Origin of the sequence: Tunturiibacter gelidiferens, from assembly GCF_051013345.1 — a bacterium.
Classification (GTDB): Bacteria; Acidobacteriota; Terriglobia; order Terriglobales; family Acidobacteriaceae; genus Edaphobacter; species Edaphobacter gelidiferens_A.
The window spans coordinates 3,193,735-3,217,695 of record NZ_CP132939.1 but is presented as its reverse complement, the minus strand read 5'-3'; the positions used below and the strand labels follow the sequence as shown (position 1 = coordinate 3,217,695).

Sequence of the window (23,961 nt, the reverse complement as noted above, 5' to 3'; positions counted from 1 at the left end):
AAGAAGGTTAAGCGTAGAGCCGTCATCCATCAGGAATCTTGCACTCACCATATTGCCGATGACACTACTCGGAGGCCTGGATTGCGTCGCGCCCGAACTGAAGCAAGGAGATCCCTGGATCTTGATATTGCCTGTGAGCAAAGCGTTGCTAAAGTAGTTCGAAGCTGCTCCGTTCCCCGGATTCGTCACGATGCCGCCCTGCTGCAACGTCACTTGAGTGTCACTGGCACTGCCTTCGGAATGCCATTCGTGCCAGCCAGTGTGGTCCCTGTTCCAACATAGACTCCGCTTACCAATGGAAACGATGTCGCTGTGAATGTTCCTGAAAGATTCGCATCGCATGCAGGCAAATGTGCGCCGCCCAAAGACACCGTGTAACTTCCGGACCAGGGCTCTCCGCTTGCCTTTGGAGCCGTACCCTTGATTGATATCGCTTCAAAAGGAGTGTTTGCCGGAGTCGCCGTAAAGCTCCCATCCGCAGCAAGAATCCCTGCTGCCACGCCCCCAAATTCGAACCCCGCCTGAACGTTGCCGCAGAAATTACTACCGAAACCTCCCGCGATCACTTGGTCGCCCACCACATCAAAGGTCATCGCAAGTCTGACCCCACTCGACGGAGGAGGAGGAAACGAGAATTCATTCGTCGGCATCGGCCCGACAAGAAGCCAATTTCCCGCCAACGGGCTTACAACCGCCGGTGTACTTCCCCCACCGCAACCACAAAGCAGCAAACTAATTCCACAAGCCGTGAAACTCAACAAGGCCCAAGTCTTCATATCGCTAAGACTCTAGCATGCGCTATCTTTCGCAACCATCGAAAAAGAAAAAGGACCGACAAGAGATCTCATCGGCCCTTCCCTCTCTGAAACAACCACTAAAAGATATTCCAAAGCAGCTGGTTATAAACATCGTGGTGAAACTGCACCTCAGGCGCCTTCACGATCGTACCCAGCAACCTTGCGCAACGATCCGCCGAAGCCTGCTTCAGATCGGCATACCGAGCCTTCACATCCTCGCCCAGCAACTCCGTCGTCCACTCCGCCGCGCGGAAGTTCTCCAACGCCGTATAGATGTTGTCCGGCAGATACCGCTCCGCCTGACGCAGGTTCTTGATCTTCGCAGTCTCGCCATGCAGCCCGCTCCTGAAGATCGAGTGCAGCACCAGGTAAGGATTCGCATCCGGCCCAACCGACCGAACCTCCACACGCGCCGACTTCTCATTTCCAATCGGAATCCGCACCATCGAGCCGCGATCCGTCGCCGAAGCCTTGATCTGATTCGGCGCCTCAAAGTGGGGATCCAGCCGTCGATAAGCATTCACGCTGGCATTCAGCAGCAGGCAAATGTCATTGCCATGCGTCAAAATGCGATCCGTAAACTGCCACGCCATCTTCGAGATCTTCTCTTCGCCCTTCGGATCCCAGAAAAGATTTTTCCCGCCCTTGGTGATAGAGACATTGGTGTGCATGCCGCTGCCGTTCACGCCAACAACCGGCTTCGGCAGAAAGCTCGCCGTCATCCCCATCTGCGTCGCAACCTGCCGGCAGATCAGCTTATAAAGCTGAATCTGGTCCGCAGCTGCAACCACCTCACCATAGCTGTAGTTGATCTCAAACTGCGAAGGCGCAACCTCAGGATGGTCCTTCTCATTCTCAAAACCCATCGCGCGCTGAACTTCAGCCGTCGTGTCGATGAACTCCCGCAGCGGATCTCCCGGAAGCGAATGATAGTATCCGCCCTTGTTCACATACTCAAAGCTGTCCGTCTCATGGTAGCTTCGCTCTGCGTCGATGCCTTCGAACAGAAAGCCTTCAATCTCATTCGCCGCGTTCAGCGTGTAGCCATTCTTGTCGAACAGCTCCTGCGAGAACTGCTTGAGCACTCCGCGAATATCCGCGCTGTACGTCGCGCCGTTCTTATCGATCACCTCGCCGAACACCATCACCTTGCCCGCGCCAAACACATCCGCCGGCACCCAATAAAACGCGCTCCAATCGATCCCCAGCCGCAGATCGCTCTCCCGCTGCGCCGTAAATCCGCGAATCGACGAGCCGTCGAACGTGAGGTTGTCATAGCTCTTCACCAGGAACTTCTTGTCGTAGTCCAGCATGTGCAGACGGCCTTCGAGATCGCTGAACAACACCGTCACGGCCTTGATCCGCCTCTCATCGGTCAGGTACTTCAACCGCTCTTCACGAATCACATCGGCCGCAACCCGGTTCCTGCGCTGCTCCTTGGCCGCCAGGTTCAGGTCCTCGAGTTCGCTATACGAAAGCTCCAGAAAATCACGAAATTCGCTCAAAATAACACTCCTTCTGCAATGAGATACACGTCCTGCTGCAACCGCTGGGAAAGATGTTTTTAGGTGATTGGAAGAGGGCGTGCCTGATCGTGATCGGACCGCTCCACACCTCAAAAGTAACAGAAAATTCACCGGCAATAAAGCAAACTTCGCCAGTCAGCACAGAGACACCGCGCAACAACCGCCTTCCGAGCATCTGAATCGAGCCGCCCCGTCACAACGTCTAATCTCCTGGCTGTCCGAACCCTCGGCGAAAAGGAAACCCATGCAATACAAGACTCTCGGCGACACCGGCCTCCTCGTCTCAACACTCTGCTTCGGCACCATGACCTTCCACGGAGGCACCGGCCTCTTCAAAGCCATCGGCACCGTCGACCAAGCCGGAGCCGACCAACTCATCAAGGCCTCCATCGACGCAGGCATCAACTTCTTCGATACCGCCGACGTCTACTCCGAAGGCGAGAGTGAAAAGTCCCTCGGCCAGTCCCTCAAAAATCTCGACATACCCCGCCACAGCGTAGTCATCGCCACCAAGGTCTTCGGCCGCACCGGCCCCGGCCGCAACGACGTCGGTGCCTCCCGCGGCCACATCATGGACGCCGTCGACGCCAGTCTCCGCCGTCTCCAGACCAACCACATCGACCTCTACCAGATCCACGGCAACGACTCCGTTACCCCCATCGAAGAGACCGTCCGCGCCCTCGACACCCTCGTCCAGCAAGGCAAGGTCCGCTACATCGGCGTCTCCAACTGGCAGTCCTGGAAGATCGCCAAGGCCCTCGGCATCTCCCAGTTCAAAAACCTCGCCCGATTCGACACCCTCCAGGCCTACTACTCCATCGCAGGCCGCGACCTCGAGCGCGATCTCGTCCCCTTGCTCGAAGCCGAAAAGACCGGCCTCCTCGTCTGGAGCCCACTCGCCGGCGGCCTTCTCTCCGGCAAGTTCTCCCGCGAAAACCAGCGCCCCGAAGGCTCCCGCCGCTCCGAGTTCGACTTCCCCATCGTCGACAAGGAGCGCACCTGGCGCATCCTCGACGTCATGGCCCCCATCGCCAAAGCACATAACTGCAGCCCCGCCCGCATCTCTCTCGCCTGGCTGCTCGCAAAGCCCGTCGTCACCTCCATCATCATCGGAGCCAAACGCCTCGATCAGCTCGAAGACAACCTAGCCGCGGTCGACCTCAAGCTCACGCCCGACGAACTCAAGCAGCTCGATGAAGTCAGCGCACTACCACCCGAGTACCCCGGCTGGATGCTTCCCTTCCAGAGCGTCAACCGCATAGAGCCGATAGCCCGCACTGTGCCAGTCACACCAAAGACCTAACTCACAAGAGGACACGGGCAGAGAGTCAGCGTCTTCCGGCAACCAAAGCCGGGTGCCCCACATCTCGATTCTGAGATGGGGGCATTCGCCCGCCGCGAACCGCTCCATCGAGGCGCCTACCACTCAAAGATTAAGCTCTCGCAAATTACGTATACCCTGGCGGCCGACAGTCTCATCTCGCGCAACAAACGCCTATAAACTTGAATCAGGATCATCATGACAACAACCAACAGCAAGACCACCCCGAACAAACGCATCGGACTCATCCAGATGTCCTGCGCCCCCGACACCGCCGCCAACCTCGACAAAGCCGCTGACCGTGTCCGCGAAGCCGCCCGCGCCGGAGCCAACGTCATCTGCCTCCCCGAGCTCTTCCGCGCCCAGTACTTCTGCCAGCGCGAAGAGCACGCCCTCTTCGACACCGCCGAGTCCATCCCCGGCCCCTCCACCGAGCGTCTCAGCGCCATCGCGAAGGAAGAAAAAGTAGTCGTCATCGCCAGCCTCTTCGAGCGCCGCGCAGCAGGACTCTACCACAACACCGCCGCCATCCTCGAAACCGACGGCAGCATCAAGGGCATCTACCGCAAGATGCACATCCCCGACGACCCGCTCTACTACGAGAAGTTCTACTTCACCCCCGGCGACCTCGGCTTCAAAGCCATGAAGACCACTCAGGGAGACATCGGCACCCTCGTCTGCTGGGACCAGTGGTACCCCGAAGCCGCCCGCGAGACCGCCCTCCGCGGCGCGAACACTCTCTTCTACCCCACTGCCATCGGCTGGCACCCATCCGAAAAAGCCGAGTACGGCGACGCCCAGTACTCCGCCTGGCAGACCACCCAACGCGCCCACGCCATCTCCAACGGCGTCTTCGTCGGCGCCGTCAATCGCGTAGGCCACGAGCACGGCGACGTCATTCATCAAGGAGTGACTATGCGCGGCCCCGGCGACCACACCCCGCAATCCGGCCTAGAGTTCTGGGGTGGCAGCTTCATCGCCGACCCCTTCGGCCGCGTCATCGCGCAAGCCAGCCACGACAAAGAAGAGATCCTCATCGCCGAGATCGACCTAAAGCTTCAGGAAGACACCCGCCGCAACTGGCCCTTCCTCCGCGACCGCCGCATCGACGCCTACAACGGCATCACCAGCCGCTTCATCGACTAGAACACGACTTCACAGATCCTTCACTACGGCGTCATTCTACACGTAGTGAAGGATCTGCTTGGCGTAGGTCTGTCTGTTGATCGCTATTCTTTTTCGCCGGACGGGCAAACGTAGCTGGCGAGGTGACAAATCCATCCGTTAGCGTTTGAAGGAAGGCAACGACCTCGTCTTCCTCAGTGCTGGTTAAGCCCAGATTGCCCAACTGTGTCGTGTTCAGGGTGCCCGGGAACTCAGGCGCTGGCCAGCAGGTTACCTTCTCGCCGGGTGAACCTTGCGCGCAACGCGGCAGTGCCTGTGAGGTGTTATAGAAGTGAACGACTTCTTTCAGGCTCTTCAGATACCCGTTGTGCATATAGTCCTTCACGAAACCGACCCGCGGCCTCTTGTCGACGTTCCGCGCGGTGGGCGTCTGGAACATACCGTTGAACTGTGGAGCGAGCTGTTTCCACTGCAGGGTATTCGGATTGGGCGCAGCGCCCGTGCCGTTCAAAAAACCCCCTACTCCCAAATCGACGAAGGCTAAGCCTTGGGGATTCGCGGTAAATCCAAACTGGTCCGGCTTGCTCTCGCAATAGAACGGAAGAGCCAGATTCTTGGGGACACCAATATTGTTTGCCGTGAAATCGGTGAAGAGCGGTCCCACATCGGCCGCCGCCTGGCTGTTGGTCGAGCCTACCGCAGTGCCGCTCAGATGGCATTGATTGCAACGCGCTTTGCCGTTGAACAAGGTGTAGCCGTTCAGTTCTGCGGGAGTCAAGGTTGCATTGCCGGCAAGATAGGCGTCGAACTTCGAGGAGAAACCACTGACATCGGAGGAAGATTCATACGATGCCATTGACATCGCTATATGGTCATACGTGGTGTCTGATGTTCCCCGATCAACAGTGCTCAGATGTACCGGGAGTGGATCGTTCGTCGGAGGTGGACCTGGCTTGGCGCATACAGCGGCCACATTGGAAGGCCATCGAATCGCGAACGATTGAGCGCCCCAGATCAGTGTGATCAGCGAAGCATATTCGCTCTCTGACGCCTTCCAAACCACGCATGCTGTGTCGATATTTCCCATCTCCACGGGATTCACCGGCGGTCCTTCTGCCTGTTCTGCCGCTGGATTGCCGAGGCGGATTCCAGTGGCGCGCATATCCCAGAAATTGCCGCCATAGAAACTATTCTGCGTTGCGTTGTAGTGCAGGATTGGGGCGAAGGCGGCGTACGCATAACTTTGGGGATTTCTCGGACCGATGCGCCAGTTCGGTTCTGGCGGAGTTGCATTGGTGATTGGAGTCCCTCCAGGTTGAGCGGCGATGGTTGCATTGACGAAGCTCGAAGCGCCTCTGAATCCTGTATACGGCACATGGCACGTCGCGCAGGCAATGTTCTTGGCGGGGGACAGGTTCATATCGTAAATCTCGGTTTTACCAAGCAACGTGAGCTGGTGATACAGGTCCAGCGAAGGTGCCTGTGCGACCTGCTGCAGCAGGCTTGATTCAGTGAGGCTGATAAACGCACCCGCTATCACAACATCCGGATCTTCGTGGGCTCCGCCAGGGAGCAACGAAGCAATGTTCACATTGCGGCTGCACACGGAGAAGGGCGGTATGGCCGTTGCGGCGGATGGCGATGCCTGCGCGGCTTCAGTTTGCCCGTGCACGATGTGATGGGAAAAGGTCATGACAGCCGCGACCGTCGCACAGCCCGCGGCTAGTGCTAGCAATCTAGTCTGGTTCATGGGGAACCCCTATTTACGTCGTTAGGGTTCGGGCAGGACGAATAGCTCGTCCAGGCTAGGGAACCTCTGCGTAGGCGTCTGACTTTCTGGGGTCAGGGAGTGGGCATGGAAGATGCGCGGGTTTTGGTTGGTTTGATGCTGTTGGAGGGCTAATTGGAACGCGCATCCGCCCGTTTTCCGGGGCTTCCAGGCGCACTACTGCCCAAGGACTGCCAGACGTTTGCGGTGCAGGTACAGGTTCACCAGCGCGAAGTTCGCGCACAGGCGGTGATGGTTCTTCGCGATGCCTCTGTATCTCACTTTGTCGAAGCCGAAGATGCGCTTCAGGATCCGGAACGGATGTTCTACCTTGGCCCGCACCCTCGACTTACTCCGGTTCTTCTTTTTCTGTAACTCGTCGACATAGTTTTTGAACTTCGTCCGCTTGCAGGTCATGTCCTGTGCCTTCGGAGCGGCCTCTTGGATGGCGTCGGTCTGGCCCTGATAGCCGCCGTCGCCCCACACCTTACGCTCTTGGCCGTGCAGCAGTTCCGGTAACATGTGGCAGTCCGCCACGCTGGCTGCGCTCGTCGCCACAGAGTGGACGATGCCCTCCCTCGCGTCCACGCCGATATGCGCCTTCAGGCCGAAGTACCACTGGTTGCCCTTCCTGGTCTGGTGCATCGCCGGGTCGCGCTCGCCACTCGCGTTCTGGGTCGACGAAGGCGCATGCAGGATGGTCGCATCGACAATCGTGCCCGTCGCGATCCGGATGCCCCTGGCATCCAGATGCACGTTCACCGCATCCAGCATCAACCCGCCCAGCTCGTGCCTCTCCAGCAGATGACGGAACCGCAGGATGGTCGTCTCATCCGGCGCAGGCGCAATCCCAAGGTCCACGCCAACGAACCGCCGCAGCGCCGCAGACTCGTACAACGCCTCTTCCACCCCAGGGTCCGACAGATTGAACCACTGCTGCACAAAGTAAGTCCGCAGCATGATCGCCAACCCTACCGGCTGCCGTCCCTTGCCCGCCTTCGCATAGTGCGGTCGTACCAGGGCTTCCAGCGCAGACCATGGAACCACCTGCTCCATCTCGTCCAGAAACAACTCCCGCCGACTCTTCCGCCCGTACTTCTCAAACACACCCTGACTCGACAGACTCTGCTGCTTCATCGCAATCTCCTCGCAGCTATCAGATTAATCAATCAGGCAAGCGATGCAGAACTTGTGCAGACTCTCCCTAGGCGATCGCTGCAACGCTTTCGCGGATCCTTCTCGTATTTATTTACCCGAACAGGGAGGCAACGCTGGGGACCGTGGGAGTTGCTCATCAAACAAGGGGAGCGAATAAATCACTCAATCGCACTTGGAAAAACCGACTCTGGAAATCACCCGAAACAACTAGGCCTATGTGACGTGCCGAGAGATTATGAGTCTATAGAGAAGGAATGTCAAGACAAAAGCAGTGCGGCAGGCACGCTCAAAGAGACAGGCTCCGCCTCTCCTGATGTCTTGCTTAGGCGGGCTTCTCTGTCAACCCCTGAACCCACCCAAACCCCCATCCATCAACGACATCCACATGGCGTACCAGTTACCTCCCGCCAGCTATACTTTAAGTAGTCGCTTAGCATGAGTCCGATTCACCAGAGATCAACTCCAATCTGGTACTCTGCCGCTGATACGCGCACCAAAGTACAAAGTAAAGTACTTTGGATGGAATACTTTGCATACTTTAGACGGGGAGGGAGGGGCACCACCGCGAGTAGCATAACTCAAAGGAGCAGCACCCAAGTGACCACCACCAGCGACAAACCGACGACCTACCGCATGCCCGCCGAGTGGGCCCCTCACGCCGCCACATGGATCGGCTGGCCGCACAACGCCGAGGACTGGCCCGGCAAATTCCAACCCATCCCCTGGGTCTACTCCGAGATCGTCCGCCACCTCTCCCGCGCGGAAGACGTCCACATCCTCGTCAACGATCTCGCCGCCGAGCGCCGCGCCACCAACCTCCTCCGCCGCGCCGGCGCCAACCTCGCCCGCCTCCACTTCCACCAATGGCCCACCGACCGCGTCTGGCTCCGAGACTCCGGTCCCATCTTCGTCAAAAATCCCCACGGCGACCTCGCCGCCACCAACTGGAAATTCAACGCCTGGGCCAAATACGACAACTGGCAACGCGACGACCAGATCCCCATGCACGTCGCCCATCACTACGACATCCCTCAGATCCGCCCCGAGGTCCAGCTGCCCGACGGCGCCACCCACCGACTCGTCCTCGAAGGCGGCAGCATCGACACCAACGGCGCCGGCCTCCTCGTCACCACCGAGGAGTGTCTCCTCTCCAAAATTCAGGAGCGCAACCCTGGTCTCGGCAACGAATCCGAAACCCGCCAGCGTCTCGAGCACGCCTTCCACGAATACCTCGGCATCGAAAAGGTCCTCTGGCTTCACAAAGGCTGCGCCGGCGACGACACCCACGGACACATCGACGACATCACCCGCTTCGTCCCAAGCCTGGATGGCAAGACAGACAAGATCCTCACCGCAGTCGAGCCCAACATCCGCGACGAAAACCACCTCCCCCTCGCCGAAAACCTCGACCGCCTCCGCAGCTTCCGCAATCTCGAAAACCAGCCCTTTGAGATCGTCGAGCTCCCCATGCCTGCCCCCGTCATCTTCGACAATCAGCGCCTGCCCGCCAGCTACGCCAACTTCTACATCGCCAATGGCCTCGTCCTGGTCCCGACCTTCAACGACCCCAACGACCGCCGCGCCCTCAACATCCTCGCCGACTGCTTCCCCGACCGCGAAATCATCGGCATCCACGCCGTAGACCTCGTCTGGGGCCTCGGCACACTCCACTGCCTCAGCCAACAGGAGCCCGCATGACGGTCAATACAACGCCCTACCGCGCCGCCATCGAGAACTACATCGCCTCCCATGCGAACCCGACCCACAAGTTCGGCCATCAGCCCCGCCTCTACGCCCTCACCCAGCAGATAGGGCACGGCCGCACCTACGACGACGACGTAGTCTTCGCCGCCGTCTGGCTTCACGACCTCGGCGTCTTCATTGGCCACCGCCCCGAAGAACCCGAAGCCCTCAAAACCTGGGACCACGTAGCCTACGTCATCGACAAAGCACCAGCCATCCTGCAAGAAGCCGGCTTCCCTGAAGAAAAAATCCCCGCCGTCCTTGAAGTCATCCGCACCCACCAACCGCAAGACAAGCCACTCACCCTCGAAGCCACCATCGCGCGCGACGCCGACATCCTCGAGCAACTCGGCGCCATAGGCATCACCCGCACCCTCGCCAAACTAGGCAGCGACACCCGCTTCTGCACCTTCACCGAAGCCCTTCACGCCCTCAAAAAACAATTCGCCACCCTCCCCGATCAGCTCAAACTCGACACCTCCCGAGCCCTCGCCATACCCCGTTTTCACATCATGCAATCCTTCCTCGATGCCCTTGAATCCGAGGCCGGCCCAAATCTCTACTAGCCGCAGGCAGCACGAAGCGAAGCTAAACTAGCCTCCGATGCCCTTCTTTGCAGAAAACGACGAAGCCCACCTCCGCGAAGCCATCGCTGAAGCCAACGACGCCGAAGTAAACGGTGAAGTCCCCGTTGGCGCCATCGTCGTCCACAGAGACAAGATCATCGGCCGAGGCCAGAATCGTGTTCTGCGCGACAGCGATCCCACAGCCCACGCCGAGATCGTCGCACTCCGTCACGCCGGCCTTCATCTCCGCAACTACCGCCTCGAAGACTGCACCCTTTACGTCACCCTCGAACCATGCGCCATGTGCGCCGGAGCCATCCTCCACGCACGCGTCAGTCGCCTCGTCTACGCCGCCCCAGACCCCAAAGCCGGAGCCTGCGGCAGCGTCCTCTCCGTCATGAACCACCCCCAGCTCAACCACAAAGTCGACGTCACACCCAACCTCCTCGCCGAAGAGTGCGGCACCCTCCTCACAACTTTTTCCGCAAGCGCCGCCAGGAAAAGTCCCAGGCCCGCATCCTACAAAGCGAAGCAGCGGCCTACGACGCATCGCAGGAGACACTCATGGCGACAAAAAAGAAGTGGTCCGCAGAAGTAGACACCGACTCAACCCATCCCGACGAAGGCCTCTTCAAAAAGAGCGCGTCAGCCATAGCTAAAGCCCTCGCCACAAAGAAGGTCTCTCCCAAAGGTCCCGCCTCGGGCATGCAGATGTTGAACTTCTACATCAACCGCGCCGGAAAAAATCTCACCCAGGAACGCCACGCCGAACTAGAAAAAGCCAAAACTCTTCTCTCCGAAATCATCGCCAAACAAAAACCAGAATCCGAAGAGTCAACTCCAAAATCCGCAAAGAAAGCTCCGAAGAAACAGGCAAAGAAGGCCACGAAGAAAGCTCCCGCAAAAAGAAAGTCCCTGCAAAGTCGCCCGCCAAAAAAACCACCAGGAAATAGGAGCCTTCCATGTCAGGTCGTCTCGCAGGCAAAGTAGCAATCGTCACCGGCTCCGGTTCCGGCATCGGCCAAGCCATCGCCATCGGCTTCGCCAGCGAAGGCGCCTCCGTCGTCGTCGACTATCGCAACCACATCGATCAGGCCCAGGAGACCGCCTCCAAAGCCGAAGCCGCCGGCGGAAAAACCATCCTCGTCAAAGCCGACGTCTCGAATCTCGCTGATACGCAAAATCTCGTCGATCAGGCCTACACTCAGCTGGGCCGCTGCGACATCCTCGTCAACAACGCGGGCATCGAGAAGGAAGCGGCGTTCTGGGACGTCACCGAAGCCGACTACGACGCCGTCCTCAACGTCAACCTCAAGGGAGCCTTCTTCCTCACACAAGCCTTCGTCCGCCGCCTCCGCGACGCCAAACTCCCCGGCCGCATCCTCAACATCTCCTCCGTCCACGAAGACATGGTCTTCCCCAACTTCTCCACCTACTGCGCCTCCAAAGGCGGTATCCGCATGCTCATGCGCGACCTCTCCGTCGAACTCGGCCCACTCAACATCACCGTCAACAACATCGCCCCCGGCGCCATCGCCACCCCTATCAACACCAAGCTGATGGCCGATAAATCGCAACTAGACGCGCTTCTGAAAAACATCCCGTTAGGCCGCATGGGAACACCTGAAGACGTCTCTGGCGTAGCCCTCTTCCTCGCCTCAGACGACGGCGCTTACGTCACCGGCTCAACCTACTACGTCGACGGCGGCCTAATCCGCAACTACCACGAGCAATGAATCCACATCCCGACCAACGGGAGGGCCAGCGGCCAGTAAATCAGCAGCAAGCAAGGTATACCCGCCACGAAGTGGCCGCCCCGCGCGCAGCGGGCCCGTCCGGCAGGACAACCGATCTTTAGCGAGTCGCGTAATAAGCAGTCAGGTCGGTATTAGGCGGCTGCACCCCAAAGCCGCGGAGCATAGTAACGATCTGGCCGCGATGATAGCTGCAGTGGTTAATGGCGTGAAGCACAATCTGCCATCGTGGAACACAGAATCGCCCGCCGTCAGGCAACACCGTCAGAAGCTCCAAAGTGAGATCGGCCTCAGACGAAGAATCAAGCCATCTCCGATACCCATCCCACACCTCTGGCCACGATCGAACCAGAAACTCGAACGAGTGCTCCGGAGCGGTGCCACGCGGAAGCATTTCATTATCCGGGTCCACGAGCCTGCGAAGCCAAACTCTCTCTCCGTCATGAATGTGACGAAATGTCCGCAGAATACTCGAATGAGACACCCCCAGTTCCTGATCAAGCTGCTCAGGTGTCAGCGTGGCGCAGGCATCGAGAACCCGCTGTGTTCCCCACGCAGAGTACCCCGTATGCGCAAGCAGAAGTTCCTTAAGCTGCGACATAGACGCGATTGTAGTCCAACCGGCCCCGGTCCCCATCAGGTAACGGGTAAAATAAAACTCTATGGATCTGACCGTCTACTCCGCCTCCTGGTGCCGCGACTGCCGCGAAGCCAAGCGCTTCCTCACCACCCACAACATTACCTACAAAGAGATCGACATCGAGAACACCCCGGCGCCGCCGACCTCGTCATCGCCAATGTAGGCAAACGCGCCATTCCCCAGTTCGTCATCGACGGCAAGTGGGTCCAGCCGTACCGCCCCGGCGAAGGCTTCCTCCACGACGAAATGGCCGAACTCCTCGGCGTCTGTCAATAACTGCTCTCCTCGGTCGGCAACAGTCACTCACGAAGCACACGCCGCCCGCTCTGCCCTAAAGCTGTTGCCTTTGTAATTGCGGTTGCTAGTTCTTGGGCTTGTCATCCCGCAGGGATCTGCTGTTGCCGTTGCGTTTGCCGTTGCGTTTGCCGTTGCAGTTGCTAGTTCTTTTGCTTGTCATCCCGTAGGGATCTGCGTTTGCTGTTGCTGTTGCCGTTGCGGTTGCCGTTGCTCTGCCGGTGCAGTTGCTTTGCCGCTGCAGTCGCTGTCCCCTTTTGCCGGTCGCTGATGCTTTGTAATAGATCCGAGGTTCAGCCCTGAGATATGCCTTTGTCCGGCGGTCAACACCGCCATTCAAGAGCGACGCATTCGAATGTACAGCCGCAGACTTTACCAATAGAAGGAAACATCATGATCGCCCGCTACACACGCCCCGAGCTAGGCCGCATCTGGTCCGACGAAAACAAATATCAGTGCTGGCTCACCGTAGAAGTAGCCGCGTCGCAGGCCCTCGCCAAGTTCGGCCTCGTCCCCCAGTCCGCCGCCGACACCATCCGCGACAAGGGTGCCTTCACCGTAGCTCGCATCAACGAGATCGAAGCCGAAGTCCGTCACGACGTCATCGCCTTCACCACCACCGTAGCCGAGCACATCGCCGACCCCGAAGCCTCCCGCTGGCTCCACTACGGCCTCACCAGCACCGACGTCGTAGACACCGCGCAATCGCTCCAGCTCAAAGAAGCCTCCGCCATCATCCGCGCCGGCATCGTAACCCTGTCCGAAACCCTAAAAAACGCGCAATCGAATTCAAGCACACCCCCATCATAGGCCGCACTCACGGCATCCACGCCGAACCCTCCACCTTCGGCCTCAAGCTGCTCCTCTGGTACTCCGAGATGCAGCGCAACCTCACCCGCTTCGACGCCGCCGCCGAAGACCTCCGCGTAGGCAAGCTCTCCGGAGCAGTCGGCACCTTCGGCCACCTCAAGCCCGAACACGAAGAAGCCATTTGTAACCAACTTGGTCTCAAACCCGTAGCGATCGCTACACAGGTAGTCCAGCGCGACCGTCACGCCGCCTACATCTCCACCCTCGCCGTCCTCGCCAGCACGCTCGACAAGATCGCCACCGAGATCCGCCACCTCCAGCGCACCGAGGTCCGCGAAGCCGAGGAGTTCTTCTCCGAAAAACAAAAGGGCTCCAGCGCCATGCCCCACAAGCGCAACCCCATCACCAGCGAACAGATCTCCGGCCTCGCCCGCGTCATCCGCGCCAACGCCCAAACTGCCTTCGAAAATGTAGCCCTCTGGCACGAGCGCGACATCTCTCACTCTTCTGCCGAGCGCGTCATCCTCCCCGACTCCACCATCCTCGCCGACTACCTCCTCGCCAAAACCGAAAACCTCATCGCCAAACTCCTCGTCTACCCCACCCGCATGCTCAAGAACCTCGAATCCACCGGAGGCCTCATCTTCTCCGGACAACTCCTGCTCGACCTCGCCGAATCCGGCATGTCCCGCGAAGACGCCTACCGCCTCGTCCAGGGCCACGCCATGAACTCCTGGCAGAACGACCTCATCTTCCGCGACGAGATCGCGAAAGTCCCCGAGATCGCCAGTCGCCTCTCCCCCGAAAAACTCGCCCGAGCCTTCGACTACAACCGCCAGCTAGCTAATGTAGACGCCATCTTCGCCCGCGTCCTCAACCAATAGGCCTTTTCTTACCAGGACGAATATTCTTCCCCATCCATTGCCGCATCCCATCTATGGGAGTTTCCATGCACAAGAGGCTGTTTTGCAAACTAGTCCGAGTCGTCGCCGCCCTCACGCTATTCGTCCTACCCCTCGCCGCGCAGACCTCCGACTACGACCAGCCCTACCGCCCGCAAGTCCACTTTTCCCCGAGGAAAACTGGGCCAATGACCCCAACGGCCTTGCCTTTTACCAAGGCGAGTACCATCTCTTCTTTCAGTACAACCCCTTCGGCAACCAGTGGGGACACATGAGTTGGGGCCACGCCGTCAGCACCGATCTCCTCCACTGGCACGAACTCCCCGTCGCCATCCCCGAGCACGACAACACCATGATCTTCACCGGCAGCGTCGTCGTCGATCACCAGAACACCAGCGGCCTCTGCACTCACGGCGACTGCCTCGTCGCCATCTACACCGGCCACACCCAAACCTCAGAAGGCATCCGCCAAACCCAAAACCTCGCCGTCAGCCTCGACAAGGGCCGCAACTGGGCGCAGTACCCCGGCAACCCCGTCCTCGATCTCCACATGGCCGACTTTCGCGACCCCAGCGTCAGTTGGGATCCCATCGCGCACCATTGGGTCATGGCCGTCTCCCTGCCAAAAGAACATAAAATCCGCTTCTACTCCTCCCCGACCTCAAGCTGTGGACACAGCTCAGCGACTTCGGCCCAACCGGCGACATCAACGGCGACTGGGAGTGTCCCGACCTCATCCGCGTCCCCTCCTCCAACAGCGCCAAGAGCATCTGGGCCCTCAAAGTAGGCCTCAACCCAGGCGCCCCCAAGGCGGCTCCGGCGAGCAGTACTTTCTCGGCGACTTCGACGGCAAAGCCTTCCACCAGTCACGCCTCCCCGGCTCCCACGGCTGGACCAACTACGGCAAAGACGACTACTGCGCCATCAGCTTCAACGACCTGCCAAAGACCGAGAAGCCCATCCTCCTGGGATGGATGAGCAACTGGCAGTACGCCGCCAAGATCCCCACAACCCCCTGGCGAGGACAGATGAGCCTTCCACGCCGTCTCTCCTACCTCAGCGACGCCGCCGGTCTCGCCCTCAAACAGGAGCCCGTCGTCGCTCCCCTCCGAGGAAAAACTACGAGATCTCCGCCCTCTCCACCAACACCTCCGCCCTCTACGGCAGCGGCCACATCCTCCAGCCTCCCTTCGAGATCCAGCTACACTTCGGCCATCCCGTCGAACCCGTCTTCGGCCTCAAGATCTTCTCCGACCAGCAGCACTGGATCGAAGTAGCCTTCGACACCACCAAAAAGAGTTCTACATCGACCGCACCCACTCAGGCGCAGCCATCAGTGCCGACTTCCCCACCCGCACCAAAGCCCCTCTCGTCACCACCCGCCCCTACGACCTCACCCTCATCGTCGACCGCTCCTCCGTCGAAGCCTTCGCCCAGGACGGCACCATCGCCATGACCGACCTGGTCTTCCCCGTCTCCAACAACCTTCAGATCCAGATCTTCCCAGACAACGCCAAGCCCATCCAAAGCGAAGGACAACTCTGGGAGCTCAAATCAATCTGGTAAAAATATTCTTCCCGTGGCTCTCTCGTCTTCGCCGTTTGTCCTTTCATTCCGAAGCGCGAAGGAATCTGCTTCGAAGTTCCAGGCGCGCGCCAAGGCAAAAGAGAAACGAACTCACCCAACCCGCCTTGTTCAGGCGAGCCCAGCGTTATAGGATTTCCATATGAGTGATTTCATCCCTAAAGCAGGCGAGCAAAAGATACGCGGACTGGGCCCGGCAGCGCAAAGACTACAAGCAGCGCGCGAAAAGGCCGCCAAAGGCAAAAATGGCAGCAAGCAACTTGCCGGCGCATCCGAAACTTCCGTGAAGGCGAAAGACTCCTTCGCCGGCACCAAGAAGACCACCTTCCAACGCAAAGCTGTCTAAACGATCTGGCACCGAAGCTCAGGCACTCTACAAGAGCCGAGCCGGTGCCTTTATCAAAAGCTCAGCCGCCTTCGTCCCATCCCAATAAGTCAGGCATCCGCTCCAGGCGAATCATCACGCCACCACCGTCATCCAATCGAGAGCGGTTCTGATACCGCCGACCGCAGCCCAGCGATCTGACCCAAAGGATCTCTCATGTCCCGCAACGCACTCATAGCCGGAGTCACCGGCATCGTCGGCAACAACCTCGCGCACCAGCTCCTGTCCAATGGCTGGGAGGTACACGGCCTAGCCCGTCGCTCCTCCAACGATATCGAAGGCGTAAACTTCATCGCCGCCGACCTCCTCGATGCCGCCGCTTTGCGCTCAGCCGTCGCCGAACTCAAACCCACACACGTCTTCATCACCACATGGCTCCGCCAGCCCACCGAAACCGAGAACATCCGCGTCAACTCCGCGATGGTGCGCAACCTCCTCAAGGCGGTCGCCCCCGCCAAGTCCGTCCGCCACGCAGCCCTGGTCACCGGCCTCAAACACTATCTCGGTCCATTCGAGGCCTACGGCAAGGCAAGCTCCCCGCCACACCCTTTCGCGAAGAGCAGCCCCGTCTCGACATCGACAACTTCTACTACGCCCAGGAAGACGAGCTCTTCGCCTCCGCCACGCATCACCAATTCAGCTGGACGATCCATCGCCCGCATACCATCATCGGCTATGCCCTCGGCAACGCGATGAACATGGGTGTCACCCTGGCCGTCTACGCCACCATCTGCCGCGAAACCGGCCGCCCCTTCGTCTTCCCCGGCTCTCCAACACAGTGGAACAGCCTCACCGACATGACCGATGCAAGACTGCTGGCCCGCCATCTCGAGTGGGCCTCAACAACTCCTGCCGCACGCCATCACGCCTTCAACGTAGTCAACGGCGACGTCTTCCGCTGGAGCTGGATGTGGTCTCGCCTCGCCGCCTGGTTCCACATCGAACCCGCCCCATTCCCCGGCCAGATCACGCCGCTCGAGCAGCAACTAGCCGGCGCCGAAGAGATCTGGCACAGCATCGCAAAATCCCACAACCTCATAGAGCCTGACCTCAACAATCTCATCTCCGCATGGCACACCGACGCCGACCTGGGCCGCCCCATCGAGGTCGTCACCGACATGAGCAAGAGCCGCAAGTTCGGCTTCCTCGACTACCAATCCACCGACGAAAGCTTCTTCGACCTCTTCACCCGCCTCCGCAAAGACCGCATCATCCCCTAACGCTACTTCTTCGTACTCCATTCAACGAATAACGGCCCACTTCAACCATCTCGCGCCCATCCCACCGGGACCGCTTCCCAAATCTCTAGCTGGGTCATCTCGATCCCCAACTGTGAACACTTCGGAACGAGCAACTCGCTCACACGCGCGCTAAACAAGGCCTTTCCACTAAGAATTGCTTCAGCACTCATCTCGCCAACAGCCGCACGAATGGCCTGTCGCAACTCAAGGTAGCATGCGCCAAAAGCATCGCTGCTTCCAATCACGAATGTACTCGGGTCAGCGATCCGACACTCGCAACCAAAACTCATCCTTATGCCTATCCCATCTTGGGTTAGCGCCTCTTGTCCTTGCACTTGAAATGGTTTGGTTCGCATATCGCAAAGTAGGAGAGTCTGCTTAGGAGTCATCCAGTGATGTCCTGGGCCAACGACCCTCTCCACATGCCCACCGCGTAATACGACTCCCTGCTGGAACGCCAACACGTTGTGTCGCTGCGGCACCGCGAAGACCTTGCCCCAGATGCGATAGAGTACGCCGAGCGCGGCAGCTACAATGAACACCTCAACAGTAACGCCCACCACCATCTCAACAGGGCTTTCCACGAAATCTCCTCGATGCTTATTTTGCCGGATTGCAACTGCCTCGCATAATCCTACAGGCGTTTAGAATCGACATAGGTCGTATCGTGTCCGAAACCGACTCCCTCATCCAAATCGTAGATGCAGCCGTAACCGACGCCTACAAGCGCGGAGGCCGTCACCTCGTCTGCCGTCCCGGCTGTTCCCAATGCTGCATCGGCGTCTTCCCCATCGCCCACGAAGACGGCGCGCGCCTGCGCGAAGGCCTCGCCGCACTCGAGCAAACCGACCCAGCCAAATCCCTCCGCATCAAACAACGAGTAGCCGACTCCCTCACCCGCCTTGACCCATGGTTTCCCGGCGACCCCTCCACTGGCATCCTCAACGAAGACCACGAAGCCGCCATCCTCTTCGAAGAGTTCGCCAACGACGAGCCGTGCCCGGTCCTCGACCCCGACCACGGCACCTGCGACCTCTACGAGCACCGCCCCATCCTCTGCCGCACCTTCGGACCACCCATGCGCAGCGAAGGCGACAACGGCGAAGTCAACCTCGCCACCTGCGAGCTCTGCTTCATCCACGCCACCACCGAAGAGATCGCCGCCTGCGAACTAGACCCCACCATCCCCGCCCAGGAAGAAGCCAGCAACCAAGCCTTCAACGCCGCCCACAACCTCCACGGCCAAACCCTAATCGCCTACGCCCTGCGCCCCTGAACGATCCCCTCAAACCACCAAAAACTCGTCATCTCGACCGAAGCCATGCAGTTTTATCGCATGGCGAAGTGGAGAGACCCCGTATTTCGTCTTTGCTTTTATTTCTGACGTCAGCAAGTATGCGCAACTAGGTGCCTTCCACCCCATCGGCGATAATCATTCTGTGCCACAGCCCCTCCACACCGAAGCCCCAACCAACATCACCCTAGCCGTCACCGGAGCCAGCGGCAGCATCTACGCCGCAGAGATCCTCCGCGCCCTCGCCGCCGACACCCGCGTCACCAAAATCAACTTCGTCGCCTCCGACAGCGCCCTCCGCGTCTTCGCCGAAGAGCTCAACCTAAGCGGACGCAACGACCTCGCCGAAAAGCTCCTCGGCGCCCCCTGCCCCAAACTCCAGCAACACGCCGAAACCGACATCGGAGCCAACATCGCCAGCGGCAGCTACCCCACCGCCGCCATGATCGTCCTCCCCTGCTCCATGGGCACCCTGGCGTCCATCGCCAACGGCCTCGCGCAAAACCTCATCCACCGCGCCGCCGACGTCTGCCTCAAAGAAAATCGCCCTCTCATCCTCTGCATCCGCGAGACACCCTTCAACCGCATCCACATCCGCAACATGCAGCTTGCCTCCGACGCCGGAGCCACCATCTTCCCCGCCATCCCCACTCTCTACAACCATCCTCAGAGCACGCAGGACATGGCCCGCCAGTTCGTCCACCGAGTCCTCGCCCACATCGGTCTTCCCCAGCCCAACGCCTACCAGTGGCAACCTGACTAGGATCAATCCCTCCGACCAACGGGAGGACCAGCAAGAGATCACTCGCCGCTAAAAGGTATAAAAGTCACGAAGTGACCGCCCCACGCGAAGTGGGCCCGTCCGGCAGGACACACCTCCCAAAGCCTCTAATACCCCGCAGCAGCAAACGTCTTCTCCCCTCCGTGCATCGGCGGCTGCGCTAGCAAAAACTCCACAGTTCCCTCAACCACCGGCTTCGCACACTCCGCTGGAGCCAAATGCCCGCACCCCTCAACGATATCCAGCACAGACTGCGGCACACTCTTATGGATCGCCTCGCCCGAGGCCAGAGGAATTAACTCATCCTGCGCGCCCCACACAATCAACATCGGCTGCGAGATATTGTGCAACCGAAAATCCAGCAGATCTCGCCCAGTGATCATCGAAGCCGTACTCCGATTCACCACCCAGGCATTGGCCTGCAGCTTCCGCACCATAGCCTCCGCCGCAAAGTCAGGAATCACACGAGGCTTCGGCGTCAGAATTGCGACCAACTTCCTCACCCCAACCGCATCCGTCGGAGTAAACAACTCAGGCCCAAACGTAGCCGGGAAATAGAGCCCCGCGCTGTCATACACCATCAGTCGGTTGACCATCTCCGGATGATCCAGCGCAAGCTTCATCACGACCCAGCCGCCCATCGACCATCCACCCACATCGGCCTTCGCAACATGCACCGCCCGCATGAACTCAGCCACAGTCTGCTCCTGCAGCGAGATCGAATAGCTCACATCCGGCTTAGGCGATCTACCGTACCCCAGAAGATCCGGCACATACACATGAAACCCCTGCGCCGCCAGCGCCGGAATCATCGCCCCCAGTCTTCCCCCCGAGCCCCCAGCCCATGCACCAACACCAGCGGCGTGCCACCCCGCCCACCGGTCCCGCCTCAAAATAATGCAGCCGGTACCCGCCAGCTTCGACATACTCGCTCTTCACGCCCTCGCGCCACAGATGAAAACGAGTATGCTGATCCGCGAACCAAAGCGGATACCGGAAAAAAGCCAGCCCGGTCGTCACAACCAAAAGCAAAAGTACAGCCAAAGCGCGCAGTGCAAGCTTCATAGCCCGATCATCTCCACACTAGAGCTTCAACGGCTTTCCATACTCTTCGCCGAAGACTGTATGTCCCATATCGAATCGTCCACCATCGAACTTGTCCGGACCGTTGGCATGCCCAATTGCCAATAGCGCAACCACCCAATAGCTCAGCGGAAGCCGCAGCACCTCATGCACCTTGTCCTGTTCGAAACCTTCCATCGGCGCGGTGTCATACCCCATCACCTCCGCCATCAACATCATGTGCGTAAACGCCAGCATCACCTGCTTATTCAGCCATCCCTGCATCTGCCCGCTGCTAAAGCTCGACATGTAGTTCGGCACGCTGCTCTGTGCCTGCGCCGCGTAACTCTCCGGCATCCCCCTTGCGCCCCTTCTCCAATATCAGGTCCAGATCCTTACGCCACCCATCTGTATCGCCGCAGGCTACAATCACCGCCGACGCCTCTTCCACCTTGCCCTGGTTGTAACTCGCTCCACGCAGCTTCTTCTTCTGCTCCGTCGCCTGTACTACCACAAACCGCCAAGGCTGAAGGTTGTACCCACTGGGTGCATGCAGCCCCGCATCGAGAATTTGGCGCAGATCCTCAGCAGGAATCGGCGCACCATCAAAACTTGGTGTCGCTCTGCGTTCCTGAATTGCCTGACTCAATGTCTTTTTATTTTTTGTCATCATTTTTTCTTTCTTTCCATATCAATAGGGTGACAGTTTTAACCTGGAAGGTGAGTCTTCGTCCGGCGCATTGCTTACCGTCCTGCAGAAACGATTCTCAAGATATCACTACCCAATCAAACCCTCATCAGACATCTGAAAATAGGTGCTGCGGTCGTCTCCGTCCGTTCAGTGAATCTGGCTCATCGCCTGTTCCGTCGCGAAGGGATTCTGACCGGGAACCTCCGCGATCATCCAGACTCCGTGAAACGGCTTCCTCAGCTCCGGATACGCAGCCAGCAGCGCGTTCATCGCATCCGAGTTTCGCTTCCGGGCCGCAGCTGCATCCCCAAGCTGGTCCACCTTCAGGTGTGCTGTGACATCCACCTTGTCGTTCCCCAGGGAGTCATCAACGCCTAGCGCTGTAAAGCGGTACTCCGCTCCATCAGCTCCCTTCACCACCAGCGGCGACTCTGCACTCACGCCCTCCGACAATGCGGGCGGAGCAGCGGCGGTCTCCTCTGCCTTCAGCTTCTCAAGGTGCGTGCTCTGAATGAAGTTTGTCGGCCTTAGTAAACTCTCCGCTTGTTGATAGTAGAGCCACGCATCCCAATGTTCCTTCTGCGCGGACATCAATCGCGCCTGCGTCCAGTACCACAACCCATCATGCCCCGCCGCCAGCAGAGGTTTCGGATAAAATCCCGCCATCACCCACTGCCCTTGGTCCTGACGTAAAAGGAACGACAGCCGCCACGGCGAGCTTCCATCCCGAACATCCACAATCGCAAACCCATAACGTCCCGGAGCCAGCCCGGAAATAATAAAATCTGCCTCAGCCGACGACTTATTCAACGAGCAGAAAAACTGTGCATCCGGCACCGACCCATCCGCACCGCGTTTCAGCTGCGACCCATCCAGCAGATACACCTGTTCCACCTGCAACGCGCCGCCCTTCACATGCGCGGATGTACTGCCCACCACCTCTCCAATGCCGCCAAAGTCCTTAGCGTACTCAGCGGCTGTGGCCGCACGCAGGCCATTCACATCACCGGCCTGAACCTTTGTCGCCAGCCCGCGAGCCGCTAAAGATAAAGCGTCCCGCTCCGGCCCCGTCATCTGCGACTGCGTCGTGCACACTTCAGCCGACGCAACCCCTCCCACTAGCAACCCCAACGTCACCAATCCAGTCTTCAATCTCATCATCACGCCCGCCATATCAGCCTGTTGCCGTGCCCCGACGACTCACAGGAATCAGACGCCTGATTCGAGACTCGCCAAAGGCATCCTCAGTCTACAGCCACTCTCACAAATCCAGACAGGTCAACGCCCTCGAAGCCCGCCGTCATCGAATACCAGAATCAAAAGAGTCTGATCCTTCCCTCATGGCTGCCAGGCCACTCGAAAGCCAGGTCTCAAGCTCCGTAACGACCAGGACCAACCCGCCGGCTACGATAGAAAAGTAACTCTACTAAGCCTCGTCCGCGATAAGCTGATTCATGACGGCACGTACTCGCAAAGGATGACATTTCTTCGTCACAACTCGTCCTACAACTAAAATGCAGAGCAACACGCCAATTCGTTTCATCGCCGCCGCCAGCTTCGCCTTCTCCGCTCTGCTGTCGGCGCAGACCGCAACAGCCCCGCAGGCTAAACCCGCGGTCGCGGTCCAGACAGTGTCCACACTCCCAGCCACAGCCCCCACCACTGCACCCACGACGCCGCTCACTCCCCCCACGCCTCTCACTCCATCCCAGGAGCAGCCGAAGCGCGCCCAGGTCACTCTGGCTAACGGCATCCTTTCGGTCACCGCCGACAACTCCAGCCTCAATCAGATCCTCCGTCAAATCTCCCACGAGACCGGCATAAAGATCACAGGAGGCGTCACGGACGAGCGCGTCTTCGGTCACTACGGTCCCGCCGCGCCGGATCAGATCTTAGCTGATTTGTTGGATGGCACGGGTAGCAATATGCTCCTCGTGGCTCGCGATGGCACCACCCCGGCCGAGCTCATCCTCACCCCGCGTCAAGGCGGTCCAACGCCTCCCAATCCGAGCGCGCAAACCTTCGACGACAAATCCGACAACGAACAGGCGCAACCAGCACCAGAGCCGCCGCCGCCCTCCACCTTTGAAGGGTCTTCGCCCCGGAATAGAACGGTCCCGCCCATCACTCCCGTCACACCGGATTCAGCCGCTCCGGCAGACGCGTCCCAGCCCGACTCACCCAATGGCGTCAAAACGCCTCAGCAGATCTACGAGCAGCTTCAGCGCCTCCGCCAGCCAGCCCCGCCTCAATAACACTCGAATGTCCGGTTGAAACTTCAGAAAGACCGCGACTACCAAACTCTTGGCATCGCCGCCTAGCTCTTCAACACCTGCACAGTGGCCGACACCTGACGGGCAGCATTCCCCGCGATCTGCCGTGCATGCATCTGGAACGCACTAAACATAGCGATACAAACTCCGTAGGCCACCAGGACGCCCACCGCCAACGAAGCCAACACCGCAGACACCAACACAATCGACGAATTCACACCCACTCCTCAATTTCCAGGCCGCCAG

The 23,961-nt window shown here is 59.2% G+C and carries 26 protein-coding genes and 3 pseudogenes; 18 read left to right on the top strand and 11 right to left on the bottom strand.

Translation table 11 applies throughout. From position 1 onward, the window contains the following. Positions 1–209: 209 nt before the first annotated feature. Positions 210–776: a hypothetical protein gene (locus RBB80_RS15935; RefSeq protein ID WP_433969311.1), complete on the bottom strand. Its 567-nt coding sequence runs from the start codon at positions 774–776 to the stop codon at positions 210–212. Between the two features lie 98 nt (positions 777–874). Beyond that, complete coding sequence (locus RBB80_RS15930) at positions 875–2,305, bottom strand: glutamine synthetase family protein (protein WP_433969707.1); 1,431 nt, start codon at positions 2,303–2,305, stop codon at positions 875–877. A gap of 262 nt (positions 2,306–2,567) precedes the next feature. On the opposite strand from RBB80_RS15930, the gene RBB80_RS15925 reads away from it, so the two are divergent. Next, a complete protein-coding gene (locus RBB80_RS15925; RefSeq protein WP_433969310.1) occupies positions 2,568–3,626 on the top strand; it encodes an aldo/keto reductase in 1,059 nt (352 codons plus the stop codon). A gap of 216 nt (positions 3,627–3,842) precedes the next feature. Then, complete coding sequence (locus tag RBB80_RS15920; RefSeq protein WP_433969308.1) at positions 3,843–4,790, top strand: carbon-nitrogen hydrolase; 948 nt, start codon at positions 3,843–3,845, stop codon at positions 4,788–4,790. Between the two features lie 31 nt (positions 4,791–4,821). Here RBB80_RS15920 and RBB80_RS15915 read toward each other — a convergent pair whose 3' ends face one another. Further along, a complete protein-coding gene (locus RBB80_RS15915) occupies positions 4,822–6,519 on the bottom strand; it encodes a cytochrome-c peroxidase (protein ID WP_433969306.1) in 1,698 nt (565 codons plus the stop codon). Positions 6,520–6,714: 195 nt separating this feature from the next. Next, on the bottom strand, positions 6,715–7,674 hold the full coding sequence (locus RBB80_RS15910; RefSeq protein WP_433964127.1) for an IS5 family transposase: 960 nt from the start codon (positions 7,672–7,674) through the stop codon (positions 6,715–6,717). Between the two features lie 654 nt (positions 7,675–8,328). Here RBB80_RS15910 and RBB80_RS15905 point away from each other — a divergent pair. Genes RBB80_RS15905 through RBB80_RS15885 form a run of 5 tightly spaced genes read left to right on the top strand, consistent with a single transcriptional unit; the run spans position 8,329 to position 11,740 of the window. Continuing rightward, positions 8,329–9,393 (top strand): agmatine deiminase family protein, encoded by a 1,065-nt coding sequence (locus RBB80_RS15905; protein ID WP_433969705.1) that lies wholly within the window; start codon positions 8,329–8,331, stop codon positions 9,391–9,393. Further along, positions 9,390–10,004, top strand: a complete 615-nt coding sequence (locus RBB80_RS15900; RefSeq protein WP_433969304.1) for an HD domain-containing protein — start codon at positions 9,390–9,392, stop codon at positions 10,002–10,004. Before RBB80_RS15905 ends, RBB80_RS15900 begins: the two co-directional genes overlap by 4 nt. A gap of 37 nt (positions 10,005–10,041) precedes the next feature. Beyond that, complete coding sequence (gene tadA / locus RBB80_RS15895) at positions 10,042–10,602, top strand: tRNA adenosine(34) deaminase TadA (RefSeq protein WP_433969302.1); 561 nt, start codon at positions 10,042–10,044, stop codon at positions 10,600–10,602. Continuing rightward, the gene (locus tag RBB80_RS15890; RefSeq protein ID WP_433969301.1) at positions 10,569–10,994 is read left to right on the top strand and encodes a DUF3175 domain-containing protein; all 426 of its coding nucleotides are present in this window, start codon (positions 10,569–10,571) and stop codon (positions 10,992–10,994) included. The genes tadA and RBB80_RS15890 overlap by 34 nt, the downstream gene beginning before the upstream one ends. Beyond that, positions 10,967–11,740: an SDR family NAD(P)-dependent oxidoreductase gene (locus tag RBB80_RS15885; RefSeq protein ID WP_433969299.1), complete on the top strand. Its 774-nt coding sequence runs from the start codon at positions 10,967–10,969 to the stop codon at positions 11,738–11,740. The genes RBB80_RS15890 and RBB80_RS15885 overlap by 28 nt, the downstream gene beginning before the upstream one ends. A 118-nt stretch (positions 11,741–11,858) precedes the next feature. Here RBB80_RS15885 and RBB80_RS15880 read toward each other — a convergent pair whose 3' ends face one another. After that, positions 11,859–12,359: a DinB family protein gene (locus tag RBB80_RS15880; RefSeq protein ID WP_433969298.1), complete on the bottom strand. Its 501-nt coding sequence runs from the start codon at positions 12,357–12,359 to the stop codon at positions 11,859–11,861. A 61-nt stretch (positions 12,360–12,420) separates the two neighbouring features. On the opposite strand from RBB80_RS15880, the pseudogene RBB80_RS15875 reads away from it, so the two are divergent. From RBB80_RS15875 to RBB80_RS15840, 8 genes and pseudogenes are all read left to right on the top strand, one after another. Further along, positions 12,421–12,674, top strand: a pseudogene (locus RBB80_RS15875) (glutaredoxin family protein). Between the two features lie 411 nt (positions 12,675–13,085). Continuing rightward, a pseudogene (purB, locus tag RBB80_RS15870) lies at positions 13,086–14,386 on the top strand (adenylosuccinate lyase). Between the two features lie 82 nt (positions 14,387–14,468). Further along, positions 14,469–15,191 carry a glycoside hydrolase family 32 protein gene (locus RBB80_RS15865; protein ID WP_433969296.1) on the top strand — a complete coding sequence of 241 codons (723 nt, stop codon included), beginning with the start codon at positions 14,469–14,471 and terminating at the stop codon, positions 15,189–15,191. After that, positions 15,127–15,681 carry a hypothetical protein gene (locus RBB80_RS15860; RefSeq protein WP_433969295.1) on the top strand — a complete coding sequence of 185 codons (555 nt, stop codon included), beginning with the start codon at positions 15,127–15,129 and terminating at the stop codon, positions 15,679–15,681. Before RBB80_RS15865 ends, RBB80_RS15860 begins: the two co-directional genes overlap by 65 nt. Beyond that, the gene (locus RBB80_RS15855; RefSeq protein ID WP_433969703.1) at positions 15,668–15,970 is read left to right on the top strand and encodes a GH32 C-terminal domain-containing protein; all 303 of its coding nucleotides are present in this window, start codon (positions 15,668–15,670) and stop codon (positions 15,968–15,970) included. The genes RBB80_RS15860 and RBB80_RS15855 overlap by 14 nt, the downstream gene beginning before the upstream one ends. A 160-nt stretch (positions 15,971–16,130) precedes the next feature. After that, positions 16,131–16,334: a hypothetical protein gene (locus RBB80_RS15850; protein WP_433969294.1), complete on the top strand. Its 204-nt coding sequence runs from the start codon at positions 16,131–16,133 to the stop codon at positions 16,332–16,334. A 195-nt stretch (positions 16,335–16,529) separates the two neighbouring features. Then, positions 16,530–16,883: pseudogene (locus RBB80_RS15845) on the top strand (NAD-dependent epimerase/dehydratase family protein); the annotation flags it as partial. Then, on the top strand, positions 16,883–17,593 hold the full coding sequence (locus tag RBB80_RS15840) for a hypothetical protein (protein WP_433969701.1): 711 nt from the start codon (positions 16,883–16,885) through the stop codon (positions 17,591–17,593). The pseudogene RBB80_RS15845 and the gene RBB80_RS15840, both read left to right, overlap by 1 nt. Before the next feature lie 41 nt (positions 17,594–17,634). Here the strand turns inward: RBB80_RS15840 and RBB80_RS15835 are convergent, their stop codons facing one another. After that, positions 17,635–18,198 (bottom strand): SPFH domain-containing protein, encoded by a 564-nt coding sequence (locus tag RBB80_RS15835; protein WP_433969293.1) that lies wholly within the window; start codon positions 18,196–18,198, stop codon positions 17,635–17,637. Positions 18,199–18,281: 83 nt separating this feature from the next. Between RBB80_RS15835 and RBB80_RS15830 the strand changes: the two genes are divergently transcribed. Both RBB80_RS15830 and RBB80_RS15825 read left to right on the top strand, forming a co-directional pair. Then, on the top strand, positions 18,282–18,890 hold the full coding sequence (locus RBB80_RS15830; RefSeq protein WP_433969291.1) for a YkgJ family cysteine cluster protein: 609 nt from the start codon (positions 18,282–18,284) through the stop codon (positions 18,888–18,890). Between the two features lie 163 nt (positions 18,891–19,053). Then, positions 19,054–19,671 carry a UbiX family flavin prenyltransferase gene (locus RBB80_RS15825; RefSeq protein WP_433969289.1) on the top strand — a complete coding sequence of 206 codons (618 nt, stop codon included), beginning with the start codon at positions 19,054–19,056 and terminating at the stop codon, positions 19,669–19,671. A 125-nt stretch (positions 19,672–19,796) separates the two neighbouring features. Here RBB80_RS15825 and RBB80_RS15820 read toward each other — a convergent pair whose 3' ends face one another. The 4 genes from RBB80_RS15820 to RBB80_RS15805 all read right to left on the bottom strand — a co-directional run bounded on the left by RBB80_RS15820 (position 19,797) and on the right by RBB80_RS15805 (position 22,603). Further along, entirely contained in the window at positions 19,797–20,615 is an 819-nt protein-coding gene (locus tag RBB80_RS15820; RefSeq protein ID WP_433969288.1) for an alpha/beta fold hydrolase, read from the bottom strand. 157 nt (positions 20,616–20,772) lie between these two features. Further along, positions 20,773–21,060 carry a nitroreductase family protein gene (locus RBB80_RS15815; RefSeq protein WP_433969287.1) on the bottom strand — a complete coding sequence of 96 codons (288 nt, stop codon included), beginning with the start codon at positions 21,058–21,060 and terminating at the stop codon, positions 20,773–20,775. After that, complete coding sequence (locus RBB80_RS15810) at positions 21,047–21,424, bottom strand: nitroreductase family protein (protein ID WP_433969285.1); 378 nt, start codon at positions 21,422–21,424, stop codon at positions 21,047–21,049. The genes RBB80_RS15815 and RBB80_RS15810 overlap by 14 nt, the downstream gene beginning before the upstream one ends. Positions 21,425–21,589: 165 nt before the next feature. Then, complete coding sequence (locus RBB80_RS15805) at positions 21,590–22,603, bottom strand: hypothetical protein (protein WP_433969283.1); 1,014 nt, start codon at positions 22,601–22,603, stop codon at positions 21,590–21,592. Between the two features lie 353 nt (positions 22,604–22,956). On the opposite strand from RBB80_RS15805, the gene RBB80_RS15800 reads away from it, so the two are divergent. After that, positions 22,957–23,697: a hypothetical protein gene (locus RBB80_RS15800; protein ID WP_433969282.1), complete on the top strand. Its 741-nt coding sequence runs from the start codon at positions 22,957–22,959 to the stop codon at positions 23,695–23,697. A 62-nt stretch (positions 23,698–23,759) separates the two neighbouring features. Here the strand turns inward: RBB80_RS15800 and RBB80_RS15795 are convergent, their stop codons facing one another. Next, the gene (locus RBB80_RS15795) at positions 23,760–23,933 is read right to left on the bottom strand and encodes a hypothetical protein (RefSeq protein ID WP_179580184.1); all 174 of its coding nucleotides are present in this window, start codon (positions 23,931–23,933) and stop codon (positions 23,760–23,762) included. Between the last annotated feature and the right edge of the window lie 28 nt (positions 23,934–23,961).

Excerpts from the sequence above, each read along its gene's own strand:
- RBB80_RS15935 (WP_433969311.1), bottom strand. The coding sequence starts at position 776 with ATGAAGACTTGGGCCTTGTTGAGTTTCACGGCTTGTGGAATTAGTTTG.
- RBB80_RS15925 (WP_433969310.1), top strand. The coding sequence starts at position 2,568 with ATGCAATACAAGACTCTCGGCGACACCGGCCTCCTCGTCTCAACACTC.
- RBB80_RS15920 (WP_433969308.1), top strand. The coding sequence starts at position 3,843 with ATGACAACAACCAACAGCAAGACCACCCCGAACAAACGCATCGGACTC.
- RBB80_RS15915 (WP_433969306.1), bottom strand. The coding sequence starts at position 6,519 with ATGAACCAGACTAGATTGCTAGCACTAGCCGCGGGCTGTGCGACGGTC.
- RBB80_RS15910 (WP_433964127.1), bottom strand. The coding sequence starts at position 7,674 with ATGAAGCAGCAGAGTCTGTCGAGTCAGGGTGTGTTTGAGAAGTACGGG.
- RBB80_RS15905 (WP_433969705.1), top strand. The coding sequence starts at position 8,329 with ATGCCCGCCGAGTGGGCCCCTCACGCCGCCACATGGATCGGCTGGCCG.
- RBB80_RS15900 (WP_433969304.1), top strand. The coding sequence starts at position 9,390 with ATGACGGTCAATACAACGCCCTACCGCGCCGCCATCGAGAACTACATC.
- tadA (WP_433969302.1), top strand. The coding sequence starts at position 10,042 with ATGCCCTTCTTTGCAGAAAACGACGAAGCCCACCTCCGCGAAGCCATC.
- RBB80_RS15890 (WP_433969301.1), top strand. The coding sequence starts at position 10,569 with ATGGCGACAAAAAAGAAGTGGTCCGCAGAAGTAGACACCGACTCAACC.
- RBB80_RS15885 (WP_433969299.1), top strand. The coding sequence starts at position 10,967 with ATGTCAGGTCGTCTCGCAGGCAAAGTAGCAATCGTCACCGGCTCCGGT.
- RBB80_RS15880 (WP_433969298.1), bottom strand. The coding sequence starts at position 12,359 with ATGTCGCAGCTTAAGGAACTTCTGCTTGCGCATACGGGGTACTCTGCG.
- RBB80_RS15850 (WP_433969294.1), top strand. The coding sequence starts at position 16,131 with ATGAGTGATTTCATCCCTAAAGCAGGCGAGCAAAAGATACGCGGACTG.
- RBB80_RS15820 (WP_433969288.1), bottom strand. The coding sequence starts at position 20,615 with ATGTCGAAGCTGGCGGGTACCGGCTGCATTATTTTGAGGCGGGACCGG.
- RBB80_RS15815 (WP_433969287.1), bottom strand. The coding sequence starts at position 21,060 with ATGTCGAGCTTTAGCAGCGGGCAGATGCAGGGATGGCTGAATAAGCAG.
- RBB80_RS15810 (WP_433969285.1), bottom strand. The coding sequence starts at position 21,424 with ATGATGACAAAAAATAAAAAGACATTGAGTCAGGCAATTCAGGAACGC.
- RBB80_RS15805 (WP_433969283.1), bottom strand. The coding sequence starts at position 22,603 with ATGATGAGATTGAAGACTGGATTGGTGACGTTGGGGTTGCTAGTGGGA.
- RBB80_RS15800 (WP_433969282.1), top strand. The coding sequence starts at position 22,957 with ATGCAGAGCAACACGCCAATTCGTTTCATCGCCGCCGCCAGCTTCGCC.